Consider the following 13,816-nt stretch of genomic DNA (forward strand, 5'->3'; position numbering starts at 1 on the left):
TGCGCCGTTTTTTTCGTCGAGTTTTTTCGTCCAACCAGCCGGCTCGCTCGCCTCGCGCTCAGGCCAGTTCCTCCGCCAGCCAGTCCACGTCGCCACACAGCACGCACAGGCGATCGCCCACCTGCACCGCCATCGAGAGCGTCACGCAGGGCATCGCCTCGTTGATCGACAGATACGGAGGACTCGCATGCACGCGCCCCGGCGCCACCAGCGCCGCGCGGAAGTACGGCCGGCGCAGCCAGTTCGCGCCTTGCGCGTCGTCGAGCGGCAAGAAGCGCGCGTCGTGCTCGGCGCGATCCACGCGCAGCACCACGTTGCGCCCCGCCTGCCGCCCGTTCGCGTCGAGCAAAAAGCAGCGCGCCGCATGATCGAGCGCCAGGAAATTCCAGCACACCTCTTCAAGCGCTTCCCCCGCGCCAAGCCGCTCCGCCGCGCGCTCGAACGCGCGCACATAGGGCGCAAGACGGCTCGCGGTGCCGCGCTCGCGTGTTTCGGTCTGCTGACGATAGCGCTCCGTGGCCTCGGCGATCACGGCTTGCGCGTGCGCCGCGTCGGTGAGACCGGGCGCGGGCCGCGCGAAGAAAAAGCCCTGCACGAAGTCGGCATTGCACGAGAGCGCGAGCTGCGCCTCCTGCTCCGTCTCCACGCCCTCGATCAGCACCAGCTTGCCGGCCTCGTGCAACAGCGCGACGAGCGCGGGCAGCGTCGCGGCCATGTCGGCGCGATGCGCGGCGTGCAGCAGCATGATGCGATCGAGCTTCACGATGTCGGGATTGAGCTGCCATACGCGGCCGATGTCGACATGGCCCGCGCCGAAGTCGTCGAGCGCGACGAGAAAGCCGCGCTCGCGAAACTCGGCCACCGCGTGCGCGAGCGCGTCGAGATCGGTGGCCTCGGCTTCGAGCACTTCGAGCACGACGCGTCGCGGCGGCAAGTCGAGTCGCCCCAGATTCGCCAGCAGCGCCGCCGCGTGATACGGCTCGATCAGCGTGCCCGGATGCACGTTGAGAAAAAGCCATTCGCGCTCGGCGCCCAGCAACGCGAAGTTCTCCAGATGCAGCGCCTGTGCGAGCCGGTCCACCTGGAGCACCTCGCCCACGCGCGCGGCCTGGCCGAATACGTCGAGCGGCGAGATGGGCCGGTCGAGCGCGTCGTGCGCGCGCAGGAAACCTTCATAGCCGATCGCGCGCATGTGCGAGAGGCTGAATACCGGCTGGAACACGCTCGTGAGCGTGAGCTCGCCATGTTGTGCGCTATAGCGCTCTAGCCCCGACGCGACGCTCAGATCGAAGCCGTGCGGCGCGGTGGCCGCCCTGTCCTGTTGCTCTGTAATCATGCTTTCCTCTTCGCGCAAGTTGATCGCCGCGGCTCGCGTGCCGGCGGTCCCTGCGTTGCGCCTCCGGTGGCCATCAAGCAAGGTCCGTGCGCACGCGCGCCACGTCCCGCCGCGACCCGGCACGCATCGAAGCGCGCCCCATCGCCCGCGCCCATGCGCGGTCTGCGGGCATAGGGCTCACTGAAGCCCACCGAGGCCCACGCGGACGCACCAAATTCGTGCATGAGGCCCGCCCGCTTCTGCTCCTGCATGACGAGGCGCGCTTTATCCGGGCATGCGCCGCCGCTGCCGGCTTCGCGGCGCCCAGGCCGCCCTCGGGCTACACTGTCCGCCAGCCGCCGCCTGCCTCGCCAGGCACTTCAGCATCCGTTCGCAACGCTTCCGCATTAAAGGGACGCACCGCGCCCCCGCCTTACCCCATCGATGGAAACCATTTTCACCGTTCTCATTCTGCTCCTTGCCGTGGCGCTTTCGGGCATCATCGTGCGCCTGTTGCCCGTCAAGCTGCCCCTGCCGCTCGTGCAGATCGCCATCGGCGCGTTGCTCACGTTTCCGCGCATCAATCCGCACGTGACGTTCGATCCCGACATCTTCATGGCGCTGTTCATTCCGCCGCTGCTGTTCGCGGACGGCTGGCGCATCCCCAAGCGCGAATTCTTCATGCAGCGCCGCGCGATCCTGATGCTCGCGCTCGGCCTCGTGCTGCTCACCGTGGTGGCTGTGGGCTATTTCGTGCACTGGCTCGTGCCGCAGATCTCGCTGCCGGTGGCCTTCGCGCTCGCCGCCGTGCTCTCGCCCACCGACGCCGTGGCGCTCTCCGCCATCGCCGGCAAGGACAAGATTCCCGCGCAGCTCATGCACATCCTCGAAGGCGAGGCGCTGATGAACGACGCGTCGGGCCTCGTCGCGCTCAAGTTCGCCGTGGCCGCTGCGCTCACGGGCTACTTCTCGCTGCGCGCCGCCACGCTCAGCTTCTTCGTGATCGCGGCGGGCGGGCTCGCCGTGGGCGCGGCGATCGGCTGGCTGTTCAGCTTCGCGTCGTCGCGCTTTCTCGGCGTGACCGACGAGGGCGACCCCGCGCCCGGCGTCGTGATGACCCTGCTGATTCCGTTCGCCGCGTACCTCTTCGCCGAGCATCTCGAAGTCTCGGGCGTGCTCGCCGCCGTAGCCGCGGGGATGATGATGAACTACACGAGCGTAGCGCACATGGGCCCGGTGTCCTCGCGCGTGCGCACGAGCAGCACCTGGTCGATGATCGAATTCGTCTTCAACGGCATGGTGTTCACGCTGCTCGGCCTGCAGTTCCCGGGCATTCTCGGCAAGGCGCTGCTCGACGCGCATCACACGAGCAACGTGCAGATGCTGCGTCTGCTCGGCTATATCGCCGCGGTGCTAGTGGCGCTCTATGCGATGCGCTTCGGCTGGGTGTGGCTGCTGCGCTGGGTGGCGAGCCGCGGCGCCGCGCGTCACGGCGTGGCCAACGCGGTGCCGGGCCTGCGCACCGTGGCGATCACGACCGTGGCCGGCGTGCGCGGCGCGGTCACGCTCGCGGGCGTGCTCTCGCTGCCCGTGGCGCTCGAGAGCGGCGCGCCGCTGCCGGGCCGCGACAGCGCCATTTTCATCGCCTCGGGGGTGATTCTCGCGTCGCTGCTGGTGGCGATCGTCGGGCTGCCTCTGCTGCTGCGCGGCGTGAAGCGCGGCGCGCATCCGGCGCATGCCGCCGAGGAGCGCGCGGCGCGCACGCAAGCCGCGCAGGCCGCGATTCGCGCCGTGGATGCGCTGCACGAGAAGGCGACCGAGGACATGGACGAATCGCAGGCCGCCTACGCCGCCGACGTCACGGCGCGCGTGATGGACACTTACCGCCGGCGCCTCGCGACGCTCGACGCCGACCGCGACCGCGCCAAGCACGCGCGACAGGCGGAAGCGCTCGAATTGCAGATGCGCCTCGCGGCCATGCGCGCCGAACGCGCGACGCTGCTCGATCTGCGCAACCGGCAGACGATCAACGACGAAACGCTCGCGAAGCTCATGCGTGAAGTGGATCTTTCAGAGACGGCGATGACGACGCGCGGGCGGAATCGGGGATAGGCGTCGATGGAGCGAAGGCGCCGCGCCTTGATCGACCGGCGACCGGCCTTAAACCGTGCCTTAAACCCGCCTCAAACCGCCGCTTCCTGCGCCGGCTTCTTGCGCAGCAGCGCATAGAGGATGATCGCGCCAAAGGTCGCAGTGCCAATGCCGCCGAGCCCGAAATTGCCGAGCTTGAGCGAGAAGTCGCCCGCGCCGAGCACGAGCGTGACGGCGGCCACGATCAGGTTGCGGTTGTCCGAGAAGTCGACCTTGTTCACGACCCAGATGCGCGCGCCCGTCACGGCAATGAGGCCGAACACGACGATGGACACGCCGCCGAGCACTGGCCCTGGAATCGTCTGGATCACGGCGCCGAACTTCGGCGAGAAACCGAGCACGAGCGCGATGAGCGCGGCGATCACGAACACGAGCGTCGAATAGATCCTGGTGACGGCCATCACGCCGATGTTCTCGGCATAGGTCGTCACGCCCGTGCCGCCCGAGAAGCCCGAAACGATCGTGGCCAGTCCGTCGCCGATGAACGCGCGGCCCACGTAGCGGTCGAGGTTATGGCCGGTCATCGCGGAGACGGCCTTGATGTGGCCGAGATTTTCGGCGACGAGGATCACGGCGATGGGCACGAGCATCGTCATCGCGTGCGGATCGAACACGGGCGCGCTGAACTTCGGCAGGCCGAACCAGGCGGCGTTCGCGACGATCGCGAAGTCGATCGGCTTGCCGAGGCCCATGCCGTTGGTCACGATCGCATAGATCGCGTAGGCGATGGCGAGCCCCACGAGAATCAGGAGACGCTGGAGCATGCCGCGCGTGAAGACGGCCACGCCGCCCACGCAGAGGATGGTGACTAGCGCCATCCACGAATCGAACTGCGAGGCGCTCACGCCCTTCACGGCGATGGGCGCGAGATTCAGGCCGATCACGGCCACGATCGCGCCGGTCACGACGGGCGGCATGAGCGTCTCGATCCACGCCGTGCCGATGACCGAGACGAGCACGCCGATCAGCGCGTAGACCACGCCGCACGCGATGATGCCGCCGAGCGCAACCGGGATGTTCGTGTTCGGCCCATGGCCGCCATAGCCCGTGACCGCGATCACGAGGCCGATGAACGCGAAGCTCGAGCCGAGATAGCTCGGCACGCGTCCGCCGACGACGAGGAAGAACAGCAGCGTGCCGATGCCCGACATGAAAATGCACAGGTTCGGATCGAAGCCCATGAGCAGCGGCGCGAGCACCGTCGAGCCGAACATGGCGACGACGTGCTGGACGCCCATCGCGACCATCTGCGGCCAGGGCAGGCGCTCGTCGGGCGCGACGACACTCTTCGCGGTGCTCGCCTGCGCGCGCCAGCGGGGGAAGTACGAATCGGACATGGGGGCTCCTCTTGTGCCGGGGTTGACCGTCTGCACCGGTGACTGCGTTGGCTGCCGGCGTGGTCTGGTTTTGTCTTTTTGAGGGGAGAAATCACGCGCGAGTGTACGGAGCCGCAAACGACGTGGCAAGGCGGACGTGCGGCTGTGGACCAGACGAAACAGCGCGCCGCGCATGCGGAACGCATGGAGGCCGCAGCGCGCAAAGCCACGCCGGACATGCGTTTCGGACTACTCCTATATCGGCGGAGAGACCCCGGCGTTAGACTTCATTTACTGCGTGACCCCATGACAGTTCACGCAGAGGTTGTAAATGTAAACTCTCCGACTTCCCGCTCATGCCCCTGTGGCCTGAGCGGCTTTTTTTTGCCCGGGTATTTTTGTGGCCTCCTGCCGGCGGCAGCCGGCGCGCCTCATGACGAAGCCGCGCCGGCTGGTTGCGGCCTCAAGCAAATGCGCCCTGCGCCAGTTCCCGCACGTAATCGCGCACGCCCTCGGGCCAGTCCACGCTCCATGCTTCGAAGCGCGCACGCTCGCCGGCGTACAGTGCACGCAGCGCCTCCTCATAGCCGGGCAGATTGCCCGCCAGCGCCGTCATGAACCGGTGCACCGCCTCTCGCGACGCCCGCACGCGGTCCTTCGCCTCGCTCGCATGACGAGCATGATCCACGAGCCGTCGCAGCACGACCGATGCGCCGCCCGGCTGCGCCGCCAGCCAATCCCAATGGCGCGGCAGCAGCGTCACCTCGCGCGCCACCACGCCGAGCCTGGGGCGGCCCCGGCCGCGCGGCGTTTCTTCGCCGGGCTCATCTGGCTGCGCGGGTTCGCTATCTTCGGCACGTGCTTCCCATGCCGCATCGGCGGCGACGCGCGCGGCCACGTCGGCGGGCCGGCCGCGCAAATCGAATTCCACCGGTCTTGCGTCGCGGTCGTCGAATATCAGCACCGAGGCGGTCTCGCCGCCTTCCAATGCCGCCTTCACCGCCAGCGCCACGTCGAGCGGCGCGCCGCGCGCGATCAGCCGCGTGCCTGAAAAAGCGGTAACGCCCGTGCCTTGGGGCGCGGGTCCTTGGATCGCTGCCATGATTGGCTCCTATGTCGAATCATGACGCAAATATTACCCGGGTAAATTTTGACGCGCAATATTATCCGGGTGAAATTTGATTGCGCTCAGGTTGGTGGCATTGCGGCTTGAGCGGCGTGGGAACGCGTCATCCGTCACGCAGGCCGACGATCGCGCCCGCCTCGATCCACATGCGCCATTGGCTCGCGAAGTCGAAAGCCTCGTCGATGGCGAACGCGCATTCGAGCGCTTCGTCGAGCGTCGCGCCGCGTTGCAACGCCACGAATGCCTCGTGGGCGGCCTGTGTGTGCGCAAGCGCTGCGGGACGCCAGCGCGGACGCACGACGAGCGTCCAACAAGGCGTATCGATGTGTTCGGGCCAGGCGTTGCGGCTTTTGTCGTCGTGGTTTTTATCGTCGGCTTTGGTGTCGGCGTGCTGATGCGCGCACCAGATCGCGAGCGCCGCATAGCGCGAGGCCAGCGCGGCACAGGCCGGATGCACGGCAAGCCGCGCCGACAAGAGACGCTCCGCGCCGATTGCTTGCCACTGCGCCGGGGTGAGCGGCTCCGCATCGGCGGCGAAGGCTGCGACGTGCAGCGCCCATTCGAGACGCGCGACGTCGCCGAAATACGCATAGCGCGCGTCGGTCTCGTAGCGTTCGATGAAGGCCGGCAGCGCCGCGCCGAAGCGATTCAGATCGGCGTCGCGCGAAGGATGGGCGCGCGCATAGGCGAGCGCGAGCGCGTCGAAGTACGCATCGCCCACGAGCGCCGCGAGCACCGGATACGCGCTCGCAAGCGCGGCGCGCCGTGACGCACGCACGTTGCCGCGATAGAGACCCAAACGCTCTTGCAAGGCCGCGTTGGGAGCCGCGGGCAGAAGGTGGCCGGCAAGCGCGATATCGGTGGAGGGGTCGTAGAGCATTGCGGCGAAGGCCTCCTGCAGCGACGCGAGCGATTCACCGGCACTCATGTGTGCACCTGCACACCCGCGCGGGAATCGCGTGCAATGCGCGTCATGCACTCGCGCGCGAGCCGCGCTTCGTCGAGGAGTACATCGAGCGGCGGCACGGCGGTGTCCCATTCGATCAGCGTGGGCACCGCGCCGAAGCGGCGTAGCGCGGCCTCGTAAAGCGCCCAGACTTCAGGCGCGACGCGCGAGCCGTGATCGTCGATCACCGCCGCCGCCGTCACGCGATGCCCCGCGAGGTGCAGTTCGCCCACCGCCTCGCGTGGCAACGCGGCCATGGCCGCGAGCGCGCCCTCGCCGTGATTGCACTGGTTCACGTAGAGATTGTTCACGTCGAGCAGCACGCCGCAGCCCGTGCGGCGCGCGAGCTCCGCGAGAAAGGCCGTCTCGCCGTAGGCATCACCGCGAAAACGCACGTACGTGGAGACGTTTTCGATCAGCACGCGCTGGCGCAGCGTGTCCTGCATCTGCGCGACGCGAGCGCCTAGATGATCGAGCGACGCCTGCGTGAGCGGCATCGGCAAAAGATCGTGAAGTGCTGCATGGGGCGTCGCGCCCCAGCAAAGATGTTCGGAGACGAGCGCGGGCTCGATGCGCTCGACCAGCCGCTTCAGACGCGCGAGATGCGCTTCATCGAGCGGCGCCGCCGAGCCCAGCCCGAGGCCCACGCCGTGCAAGCTCACCGGCAGATCGCGGCGCACCGTTTCGAGCACGTGCAGGTCGTAGCCGCCGTCGCCGAAATAGTTTTCGCTGTGCACCTCGACCCAGCCGACCGGCGGCGGCGCGTCCATGAATGCACCATAGTGCGCGTGACGCAAGCCGATGCCGACGCCTTGTGCCGGACTCGGCGTATGCGCGGGCGCTTGCATCATCGTGCATGTGCCGCGAGTGCGCTCGCGGCGCAGATCGCGCCGAGCCTTGCCGCGCCACGCATTTCGCTGCTCATTTCGCTTCTCTTGTTGCGACTTATTTTTCCGGCGTGCCGCCGAGCTTTTCGCAGGTGCCCTTCGGCATCGTCTTGAAGTCGCCCTTGTCGTGATCGACCTTGGCCTGACCCGCGCAATCGTGCACGCCGGTCTTGCTCGCGCAATCGTTCTGGCCAGCCTTGGCGACGCCATAGCAGTTCACGGTATCGTCGGCGTGCGCGACACCCGCGGCTGCAAGACCCGCCAGCGCGGCGGCAATCACGGCCTGACGGCCGAGCGCGTTTTTCATGGGAAATCTCCTCGAAGGTTTACCGGCATGCATGAGCCGCAACGGCCACGTCACGCGCGACCTCGTGCGCATTATTTTGCCTCACCGCCGGGCACGCGGATGCACGAACGCACAGGGTGCGGAATTGGCATCCGCGCAATCGGGCCAACGACTGGATACGGCGGCCGCCACCCGCTCCGGCTGCAATTATCTTCATTCTTGTAATGATGTTTGCCGTATCTCGATATTTATCTTCGAAGTGCACTGCAATAAAGTTCTATCAACGGATCGAACAAAGCGATTGTTACGATCTGAATGATAAATTTTGGAGGTTAGTAACCATGAAGACCCTGATTGCTGCAGCGCTTGCCGCTACCGTTCTTGCCGCCCCCGCTCTCTCGTTCGCTCAAGAAAGCCAGCCGGTGACCCGCGCCCAGGTGCGCGCAGAACTCGTACAACTCGAAAAGGCCGGCTATCGCCCGGGCCTCTCGAGCCCGTACTACCCGGAAGACCTGCAAGCCGCGCAAGCGAAGGTCGCGCAACAGGACGCAACGGTTGAAGCGACGGCCTACGGCGCGTCGACGAACGGCTCGACGCAAGCCGGCAACCGCGTGACGCCGAACGCCAAGTCGGTCTACTTCGGCCAGTAATCGCGGTCGGAGGCAGCGCCCCGCCCCGGCGGCGCGCTGCGAAAGAACACCAGACGGGCCCGCTCTCGATGGAACTTGAGAGCGGGCCCGTTAGTCTTTGTGCAAACAAGTTAGTGAACGTCGCTTCGCGCAACGCGCGGGGTGCCCCCTGGAAACCTCCGCCGCCGGTAATCCGGCGGCTTGCCCGGGCACTCGTTGCCCGGGCCTTTTTCCACTCCCCTGTTCCGCTCGTCGTGGCCCTGGCGTGGCACTCATCCGCCTTAACGGATCGCGCCACGCAACACGAACGCCCGCCCTTTCGCGCTTTCCGTCGCCTTCCCGCCCCGTCCGCCGGTTACTCCGTGGAAACGGTATCGGCGCACACACCGCTTTGCGCGGAGTCCGCGCGCTTGAGCCGCGCAAGGCGCGCGCTCGTCGCCTGGACCAGCATGGCGACCGCGGCCGCTTCGATGAACGCCCATGTCGACGCCTGACGTTGCAGCCCCAGCGACAGCACGAGACAGAACGCCGCGAATCCGAAGCGCCCGAGCACCATCCCGCGCAGCAACGCGATGACGAACGCCGGGCCGTGCGCGCGATGCGACGACACCGCCAAGACGCTGCTGAGCAGCGGAAACACCGCGAATAGCCCGCTCCATACGGGACCGAGGCTCGTGGACATCGCCGTGACGGCCAGCGTGAGCGCGGCGCCCGCCGCCATGCGGCCGGCGAGATCGGTGCGCGTGAGCGGCGCGCCGGCGGCGACCACGGTGCTGCGCGGCAGGAAGGTCTGGCCGAAGAGCGTCGCGGCCAGCGCCACGCCGAGCGCCCACGGCCACGACACCGGCAGGCGCGACAACACGCACGCGGCGGCGAACCAGGCGGCCAGCCCCGCCGCGAGCGCAAACCACCAGGGCCGCGCGCGGCACGTCCATGCGTAGGCGAAATTGAACGATTCCGAAGCGAGGATCGCGTAAAGCGAGAGCGTGGCGGCGCGCGCGCCGAACGCATCGCCGTGCTGCATCACGAGCAGCCAGAGAATGGGGCCCGCGATCACGGGCAAGCCCGCGAGCCAGCCCGCGACCTTCGGCCCCCAGTGCTTGCCGGCCATCGAAACGAACAGCAGGAAGAGCGGGACGAGGGTGAGCTTGAGCGCGAGCATCGGGACGGAAGACGGCGATGAAGAGAGAACGGCCGATGGTAGCAGCGCATCCGGCGATGCGCTGGCCGGCTTTGCGCTGATCCGCTTCGCGCCGGCCTTCCTTCTTTCCTTCTGGTCGCGCGGCGCGGCCGGCGCGCGACCCACGCGCTTTAGAAGCGGTGGCGGATTCCCGTGGCGACCACGAGCTGGTTGCGACCGCTCGCAGGATCGAACGCATTGATGGCCGCGGGCGCGCCCGCCGTCGCGCGCTGATAGATCGTCTCGGCGTAGACGTCGGTGCGCTTCGAAAGCTGATAGACCGCCTGCACCGCGCCCTCGTGCCAGTGCGCCGCCGATGCCTTCGTGTAGACGTACATGCCCGCGAGCGACACGGTCGGCGTGACCTGCCACACCGCATTGACCTCGTAGTTGCTGAAGGCGACGGACGGCAGCCCCGCGTCGCTATCCGCATCGACGACACCGGTCTGGATCGCGCGCGACCACGCGGCACCGAGCGTCACGTCGCCGATCACGTAGCTCGCGCCCACGCCGATGGTGTCCTGCTTGCCGACGAACGTGTCGATGACCGAGTTTGCCGCGTCGTCCGCGCCCGGCAGCGCGAACGGTTCGTACGCGCCCGTGCCGTTCGCGCCGCGGCCATTGTTGTGCAGCCACGCGACGCCCGCGCTGAAAGCGCCGCCCGAGTAGTTCGCGCCGAGGCTGTAGGCGCGGTTGTCGGCGAAGCGGCCCGCGCCGTTCGAGAACGCGTACATGCCGCCGAACGTGAAGCCGCCGAAGTTCGGGCTCGCGTACTTGATGGAGTTCGCGGCGAGGTAGGTGTTGTTGGCGTTGTCGTTGTCGAAAGGATGCGCGAACGCGGTGCCGCCCGCGCCGCCCGTGAGCGTGAACGGCGCGAAATAGTCGTGGACCGAGTCGTACTGGTGGCCGAGCGTGACCGTGCCGAACGACTCCGATTCGAGGCCGACGAAGTACGGGTGATCGTTGAACCCCTCGCCATTGGCGAGCGAGAAGCCACGCTCGAGCGTGAAGATCGCCTTCATGCCGCCGCCGAGATCCTCGCTGCCTTGAAGGCCCCAGAAGCTGCCGTCGATGAGACCCGAGGTGAGCTGGTATTGCGCGTGGCCGCCGACGTTATTGGCGTAGGCGAGGCCGGCGTCGATCTCGCCATAGAGCATGACGCTGGATTGAGCCTGCGCGGACGCGCTCAGGCAAGTGAGAGTGACGGCGCAGGCAGCGGCAAGCGCAGCCTTCTTGTGCGAGGGGCTGGTCATGAGTGGTGCTGAACGGTGAGTTGTGTTTTTTGCGGCTGGGGGTGTGCGAGAGTGCTTATGTGCGCGCGCGGCCCGGGTACCTTGCTGACGTGTGAAATATTAGTAAGGAATGTAGGCTGGATGCAATGTTTGTTTTGTCAGTCGACGGGATTTGCTGGAAAGCGATGGGGATGCGCAACGGTGGGGTTGATGTGGCAGGAGGCTTGTGATGCGGGGGTTTGAGGTGGTGGGTGGGTGCGCCGGGTTTGGTTTGATGCCTGGTTTGACGCCTGGTTTGACGCGCGCGAAGGGGCTCGCGGCGCAGCGGGGGTGCTGCGTCGCTGGTGGGTTTGTTGGGGTTCGCTGGCTGGCTGTTAGTTGCGATTTTATCGGCTAGTAGCCGCTGGTTACCAGCGAAAGCACCGATAGGTCGGGATGCGTGCCCTCGATAATGCTTCGCCCTACTCCGGCCGCTTCTTCAACCGCCTCCCGCTCGCTGCGGAAAGTCTCGTCGCCGTCTGGGTGGTACTGGACAGAGTGGCCCGGAAGCGAGATGTCCGCGCCTGGGTGGCAGACGTAGGCCGTGTACGTATAGCGCGTGCCGCCTTCCTCGGCCGGCATGGCGCTGACGTGGATCTCGAAACCTTCGTAGTCGACTTTTTGAGTCTCAAGCTGGGTGGTGGGCATGGTGGCCTACTCCTCTGCATGGGTCGGGCGGGTGGCCCGGGTTCATTAAGTCAAGTTTAGGTTATTGGGCTGGGGTGGTTTGGTGCGGTGCGGGGAGTGGTTCGGGTTGCTGTCACCTAGAATCGGGGTTGGCTGATTGCTCTATTGACCTGTGTCTTTTACGACTTTCTGGAGGTGGAGATGCCTACGGGTACTGTTCGAATTCATCGTGTTTTCGCCGCGCCTCCTGAGAGGGTTTATCGCGCGTTTCTTGATGCCGCTGCACTCGCCAAATGGCTGCCGCCGAATGGGTTTACTGGCACCGTGCATCAGCTCGATGCGGTTGTTGGTGGGAGGTATCGGATGTCTTTTACTAATTTTACTAATGGAGTTAGTCACTCGTTTGGTGGGGAGTATCTCGAACTCGTGGCTAATGAGCGGATTCGGTATACGGGCGTTTTTGAGGATTCGAATCTGCCCGGGGTTATGGAGACTACTGTTTCGCTGAGAGCTGTGTTTTGCGGGACGGAGATGAATGTCGTGCAGGAAGGAATTCCGGAAGTTATTCCGGTTGAGGCTTGTTATCTTGGGTGGCAGGAGTCGGTGGCACTGCTTAAGACGCTGGTGGAGGCGGAGATTCGGGAGGCTTAGAAATGTGTGCCCCGGCGATGGCCGGGGGCGTTGTTTGTCGCTCTCTTCAGTCCTGTGTAATAACAAGTCTTCCGTGTTGGACTTCGACTTTTACTCGGCGCCCTGCTTCGAAACCCGCGAGTTCCAGCCATCGGCCGGCAAGCTTGATCCAAGGGTATAGAGGCGGTTCCGTGCGAGTTCGCGCGTTGATGCGACGATAACGCCAAGACTGCTGAATGGTTACGTGACGCACGGGATGTGCGTGCAATGCATTAAGATTGGCGTCAGCCATGGTCAACTCCTGTGATGAGTTGGTTGTGGTTAGCGGGCTGTGAGTGCTGGTAACACTCATGGCCCGCGCTTTGTTTACGGCCTTGAAACTCCTTTTATTGCTCTGCTTGTGCGAGCACGGTGTCTAACATTTGTGAGATGAACTGCTGTTTGATCTTCGGTAACCGCTCCATGGCTGCGAGCTGCTGCTGTAGTCGCAGACATTCCGACATGTTTGCCGTCCCAGTAAACGGCGGGTTTTCCCATTTGTTCGTCGAACGGCAGTGTTAACAGGTCAGCGAGCGCAGGCAGCATGGACACTGGAGTGCGTGAACGTCCGCATTCGTAATGGGCCAGTGTTTGCTGCCCAATGCCGAGCGCATCAACCAGTTTCTGCTGGGCCTTGCGCGCGATGGCTGCGCGCCGTTCAAGTAGTCTAATTACAACAATAGCACGGCGCCATGAAAATCCGATTGATTTTACTCAATTTAGGAGTTCGATATTTTTTTATTAAAAAATTCTCATCTGCGCCGCGAGTCCGTCAGTTATTTATTTTTTTGAGACCTGATTCCGCTATCGCCATTATTTAATCGCCCCGCCAATAACTTGTATTTGTGGATATTTAAATATCAGATCAGAGGGACGAAAAACCGAACAGCATCGGACTCGGTGTGCGCAGGCCAAACGCATCGAGAAAAAATTTTTAAACGTATGCGTGTCCGTATTAGGCGGAGGAGGATCGAACTCCTGACCTTCGCATTGCGAATGTAAAAACATCCCTAGAAAATACAATGGTTGTAGCGCCATTTTCGATTATTTGCCACAATCCTGCCACACCCAGTACGAGCGAGAATCGAGAAATGCCAACCATCCGCAAGCGCGGGCAGTTCCAATGGGAGGCGCAGGTCCGCCGACGCGGCTACCCAGCGCAAAGCAAAACGTTTAACACCAAGGCCGAGGCAGAAGCCTGGGCCAATATGATCGAATCGGAAATGTCGCGCGGCGTATGGGTCAGCCGCAGTGAGGCAGAAGCGACAACGCTCCATGAGGCGCTGAAACGTTATGAGCAGGAAGTATCGCTGTCAAAGAGAGGGGCCGCGCAGGAGATTTCCGTCCTAAAGACGTACATGGGGATTGCCCTAGCGAGACGACCGTTAGCCACGATCCGTAGCGCGGATGTCG

The 13,816-nt window shown here is 65.0% G+C and carries 13 protein-coding genes and 1 pseudogene; 4 read left to right on the forward strand and 10 right to left on the reverse strand.

Annotated elements, in window-relative coordinates:
• Positions 1–58: 58 nt before the first annotated feature.
• A complete protein-coding gene (locus U5775_RS15845) occupies positions 59–1,336 on the reverse strand; it encodes an EAL domain-containing protein (RefSeq protein WP_322059055.1) in 1,278 nt (425 codons plus the stop codon).
• A 423-nt stretch (positions 1,337–1,759) separates the two neighbouring features.
• On the opposite strand from U5775_RS15845, the gene U5775_RS15850 reads away from it, so the two are divergent.
• Positions 1,760–3,427 (forward strand): Na+/H+ antiporter, encoded by a 1,668-nt coding sequence (locus tag U5775_RS15850; RefSeq protein ID WP_322059056.1) that lies wholly within the window; start codon positions 1,760–1,762, stop codon positions 3,425–3,427.
• Positions 3,428–3,498: 71 nt separating this feature from the next.
• Here the strand turns inward: U5775_RS15850 and U5775_RS15855 are convergent, their stop codons facing one another.
• The 5 genes from U5775_RS15855 to U5775_RS15875 all read right to left on the reverse strand — a co-directional run bounded on the left by U5775_RS15855 (position 3,499) and on the right by U5775_RS15875 (position 8,048).
• Positions 3,499–4,803, reverse strand: coding sequence for a solute carrier family 23 protein (locus U5775_RS15855; RefSeq protein WP_322059057.1), 1,305 nt, complete (start codon positions 4,801–4,803; stop codon positions 3,499–3,501).
• Between the two features lie 442 nt (positions 4,804–5,245).
• On the reverse strand, positions 5,246–5,884 hold the full coding sequence (locus U5775_RS15860; RefSeq protein WP_322059058.1) for a DUF2239 family protein: 639 nt from the start codon (positions 5,882–5,884) through the stop codon (positions 5,246–5,248).
• 127 nt (positions 5,885–6,011) lie between these two features.
• The gene (locus tag U5775_RS15865) at positions 6,012–6,836 is read right to left on the reverse strand and encodes a DNA-binding domain-containing protein (protein ID WP_322059059.1); all 825 of its coding nucleotides are present in this window, start codon (positions 6,834–6,836) and stop codon (positions 6,012–6,014) included.
• Positions 6,833–7,705: a DUF692 domain-containing protein gene (locus tag U5775_RS15870; protein ID WP_322059060.1), complete on the reverse strand. Its 873-nt coding sequence runs from the start codon at positions 7,703–7,705 to the stop codon at positions 6,833–6,835. The genes U5775_RS15865 and U5775_RS15870 overlap by 4 nt, the downstream gene beginning before the upstream one ends.
• Positions 7,706–7,799: 94 nt before the next feature.
• Complete coding sequence (locus tag U5775_RS15875; RefSeq protein WP_322059061.1) at positions 7,800–8,048, reverse strand: DUF2282 domain-containing protein; 249 nt, start codon at positions 8,046–8,048, stop codon at positions 7,800–7,802.
• 320 nt (positions 8,049–8,368) lie between these two features.
• Here U5775_RS15875 and U5775_RS15880 point away from each other — a divergent pair, with 320 nt between their 5' ends.
• Positions 8,369–8,677, forward strand: a complete 309-nt coding sequence (locus U5775_RS15880) for a DUF4148 domain-containing protein (protein ID WP_322059062.1) — start codon at positions 8,369–8,371, stop codon at positions 8,675–8,677.
• Positions 8,678–9,011: 334 nt separating this feature from the next.
• Here U5775_RS15880 and U5775_RS15885 read toward each other — a convergent pair whose 3' ends face one another.
• From U5775_RS15885 to U5775_RS15895, 3 genes are all read right to left on the reverse strand, one after another.
• Positions 9,012–9,818, reverse strand: coding sequence for a hypothetical protein (locus U5775_RS15885; RefSeq protein WP_322059063.1), 807 nt, complete (start codon positions 9,816–9,818; stop codon positions 9,012–9,014).
• Between the two features lie 149 nt (positions 9,819–9,967).
• Positions 9,968–11,089: a porin gene (locus U5775_RS15890; protein ID WP_322059064.1), complete on the reverse strand. Its 1,122-nt coding sequence runs from the start codon at positions 11,087–11,089 to the stop codon at positions 9,968–9,970.
• 372 nt (positions 11,090–11,461) lie between these two features.
• Entirely contained in the window at positions 11,462–11,755 is a 294-nt protein-coding gene (locus U5775_RS15895; RefSeq protein WP_322059065.1) for a hypothetical protein, read from the reverse strand.
• A 180-nt stretch (positions 11,756–11,935) separates the two neighbouring features.
• On the opposite strand from U5775_RS15895, the gene U5775_RS15900 reads away from it, so the two are divergent.
• Positions 11,936–12,385 (forward strand): SRPBCC family protein, encoded by a 450-nt coding sequence (locus tag U5775_RS15900; RefSeq protein ID WP_322059066.1) that lies wholly within the window; start codon positions 11,936–11,938, stop codon positions 12,383–12,385.
• A 46-nt stretch (positions 12,386–12,431) separates the two neighbouring features.
• Here the strand turns inward: U5775_RS15900 and U5775_RS15905 are convergent, their stop codons facing one another.
• On the reverse strand, positions 12,432–12,716 hold the full coding sequence (locus U5775_RS15905; RefSeq protein WP_322059067.1) for a SymE family type I addiction module toxin: 285 nt from the start codon (positions 12,714–12,716) through the stop codon (positions 12,432–12,434).
• 778 nt (positions 12,717–13,494) lie between these two features.
• Between U5775_RS15905 and U5775_RS15910 the strand changes: the two are divergent.
• Positions 13,495–13,816 (forward strand): annotated as a pseudogene (locus tag U5775_RS15910) (site-specific integrase); the annotation flags it as partial.

The sequence above is a fragment of the Paraburkholderia sp. J63 genome, assembly GCF_905220245.1.
In the GTDB taxonomy this organism is placed as follows: domain Bacteria; phylum Pseudomonadota; class Gammaproteobacteria; order Burkholderiales; family Burkholderiaceae; genus Paraburkholderia.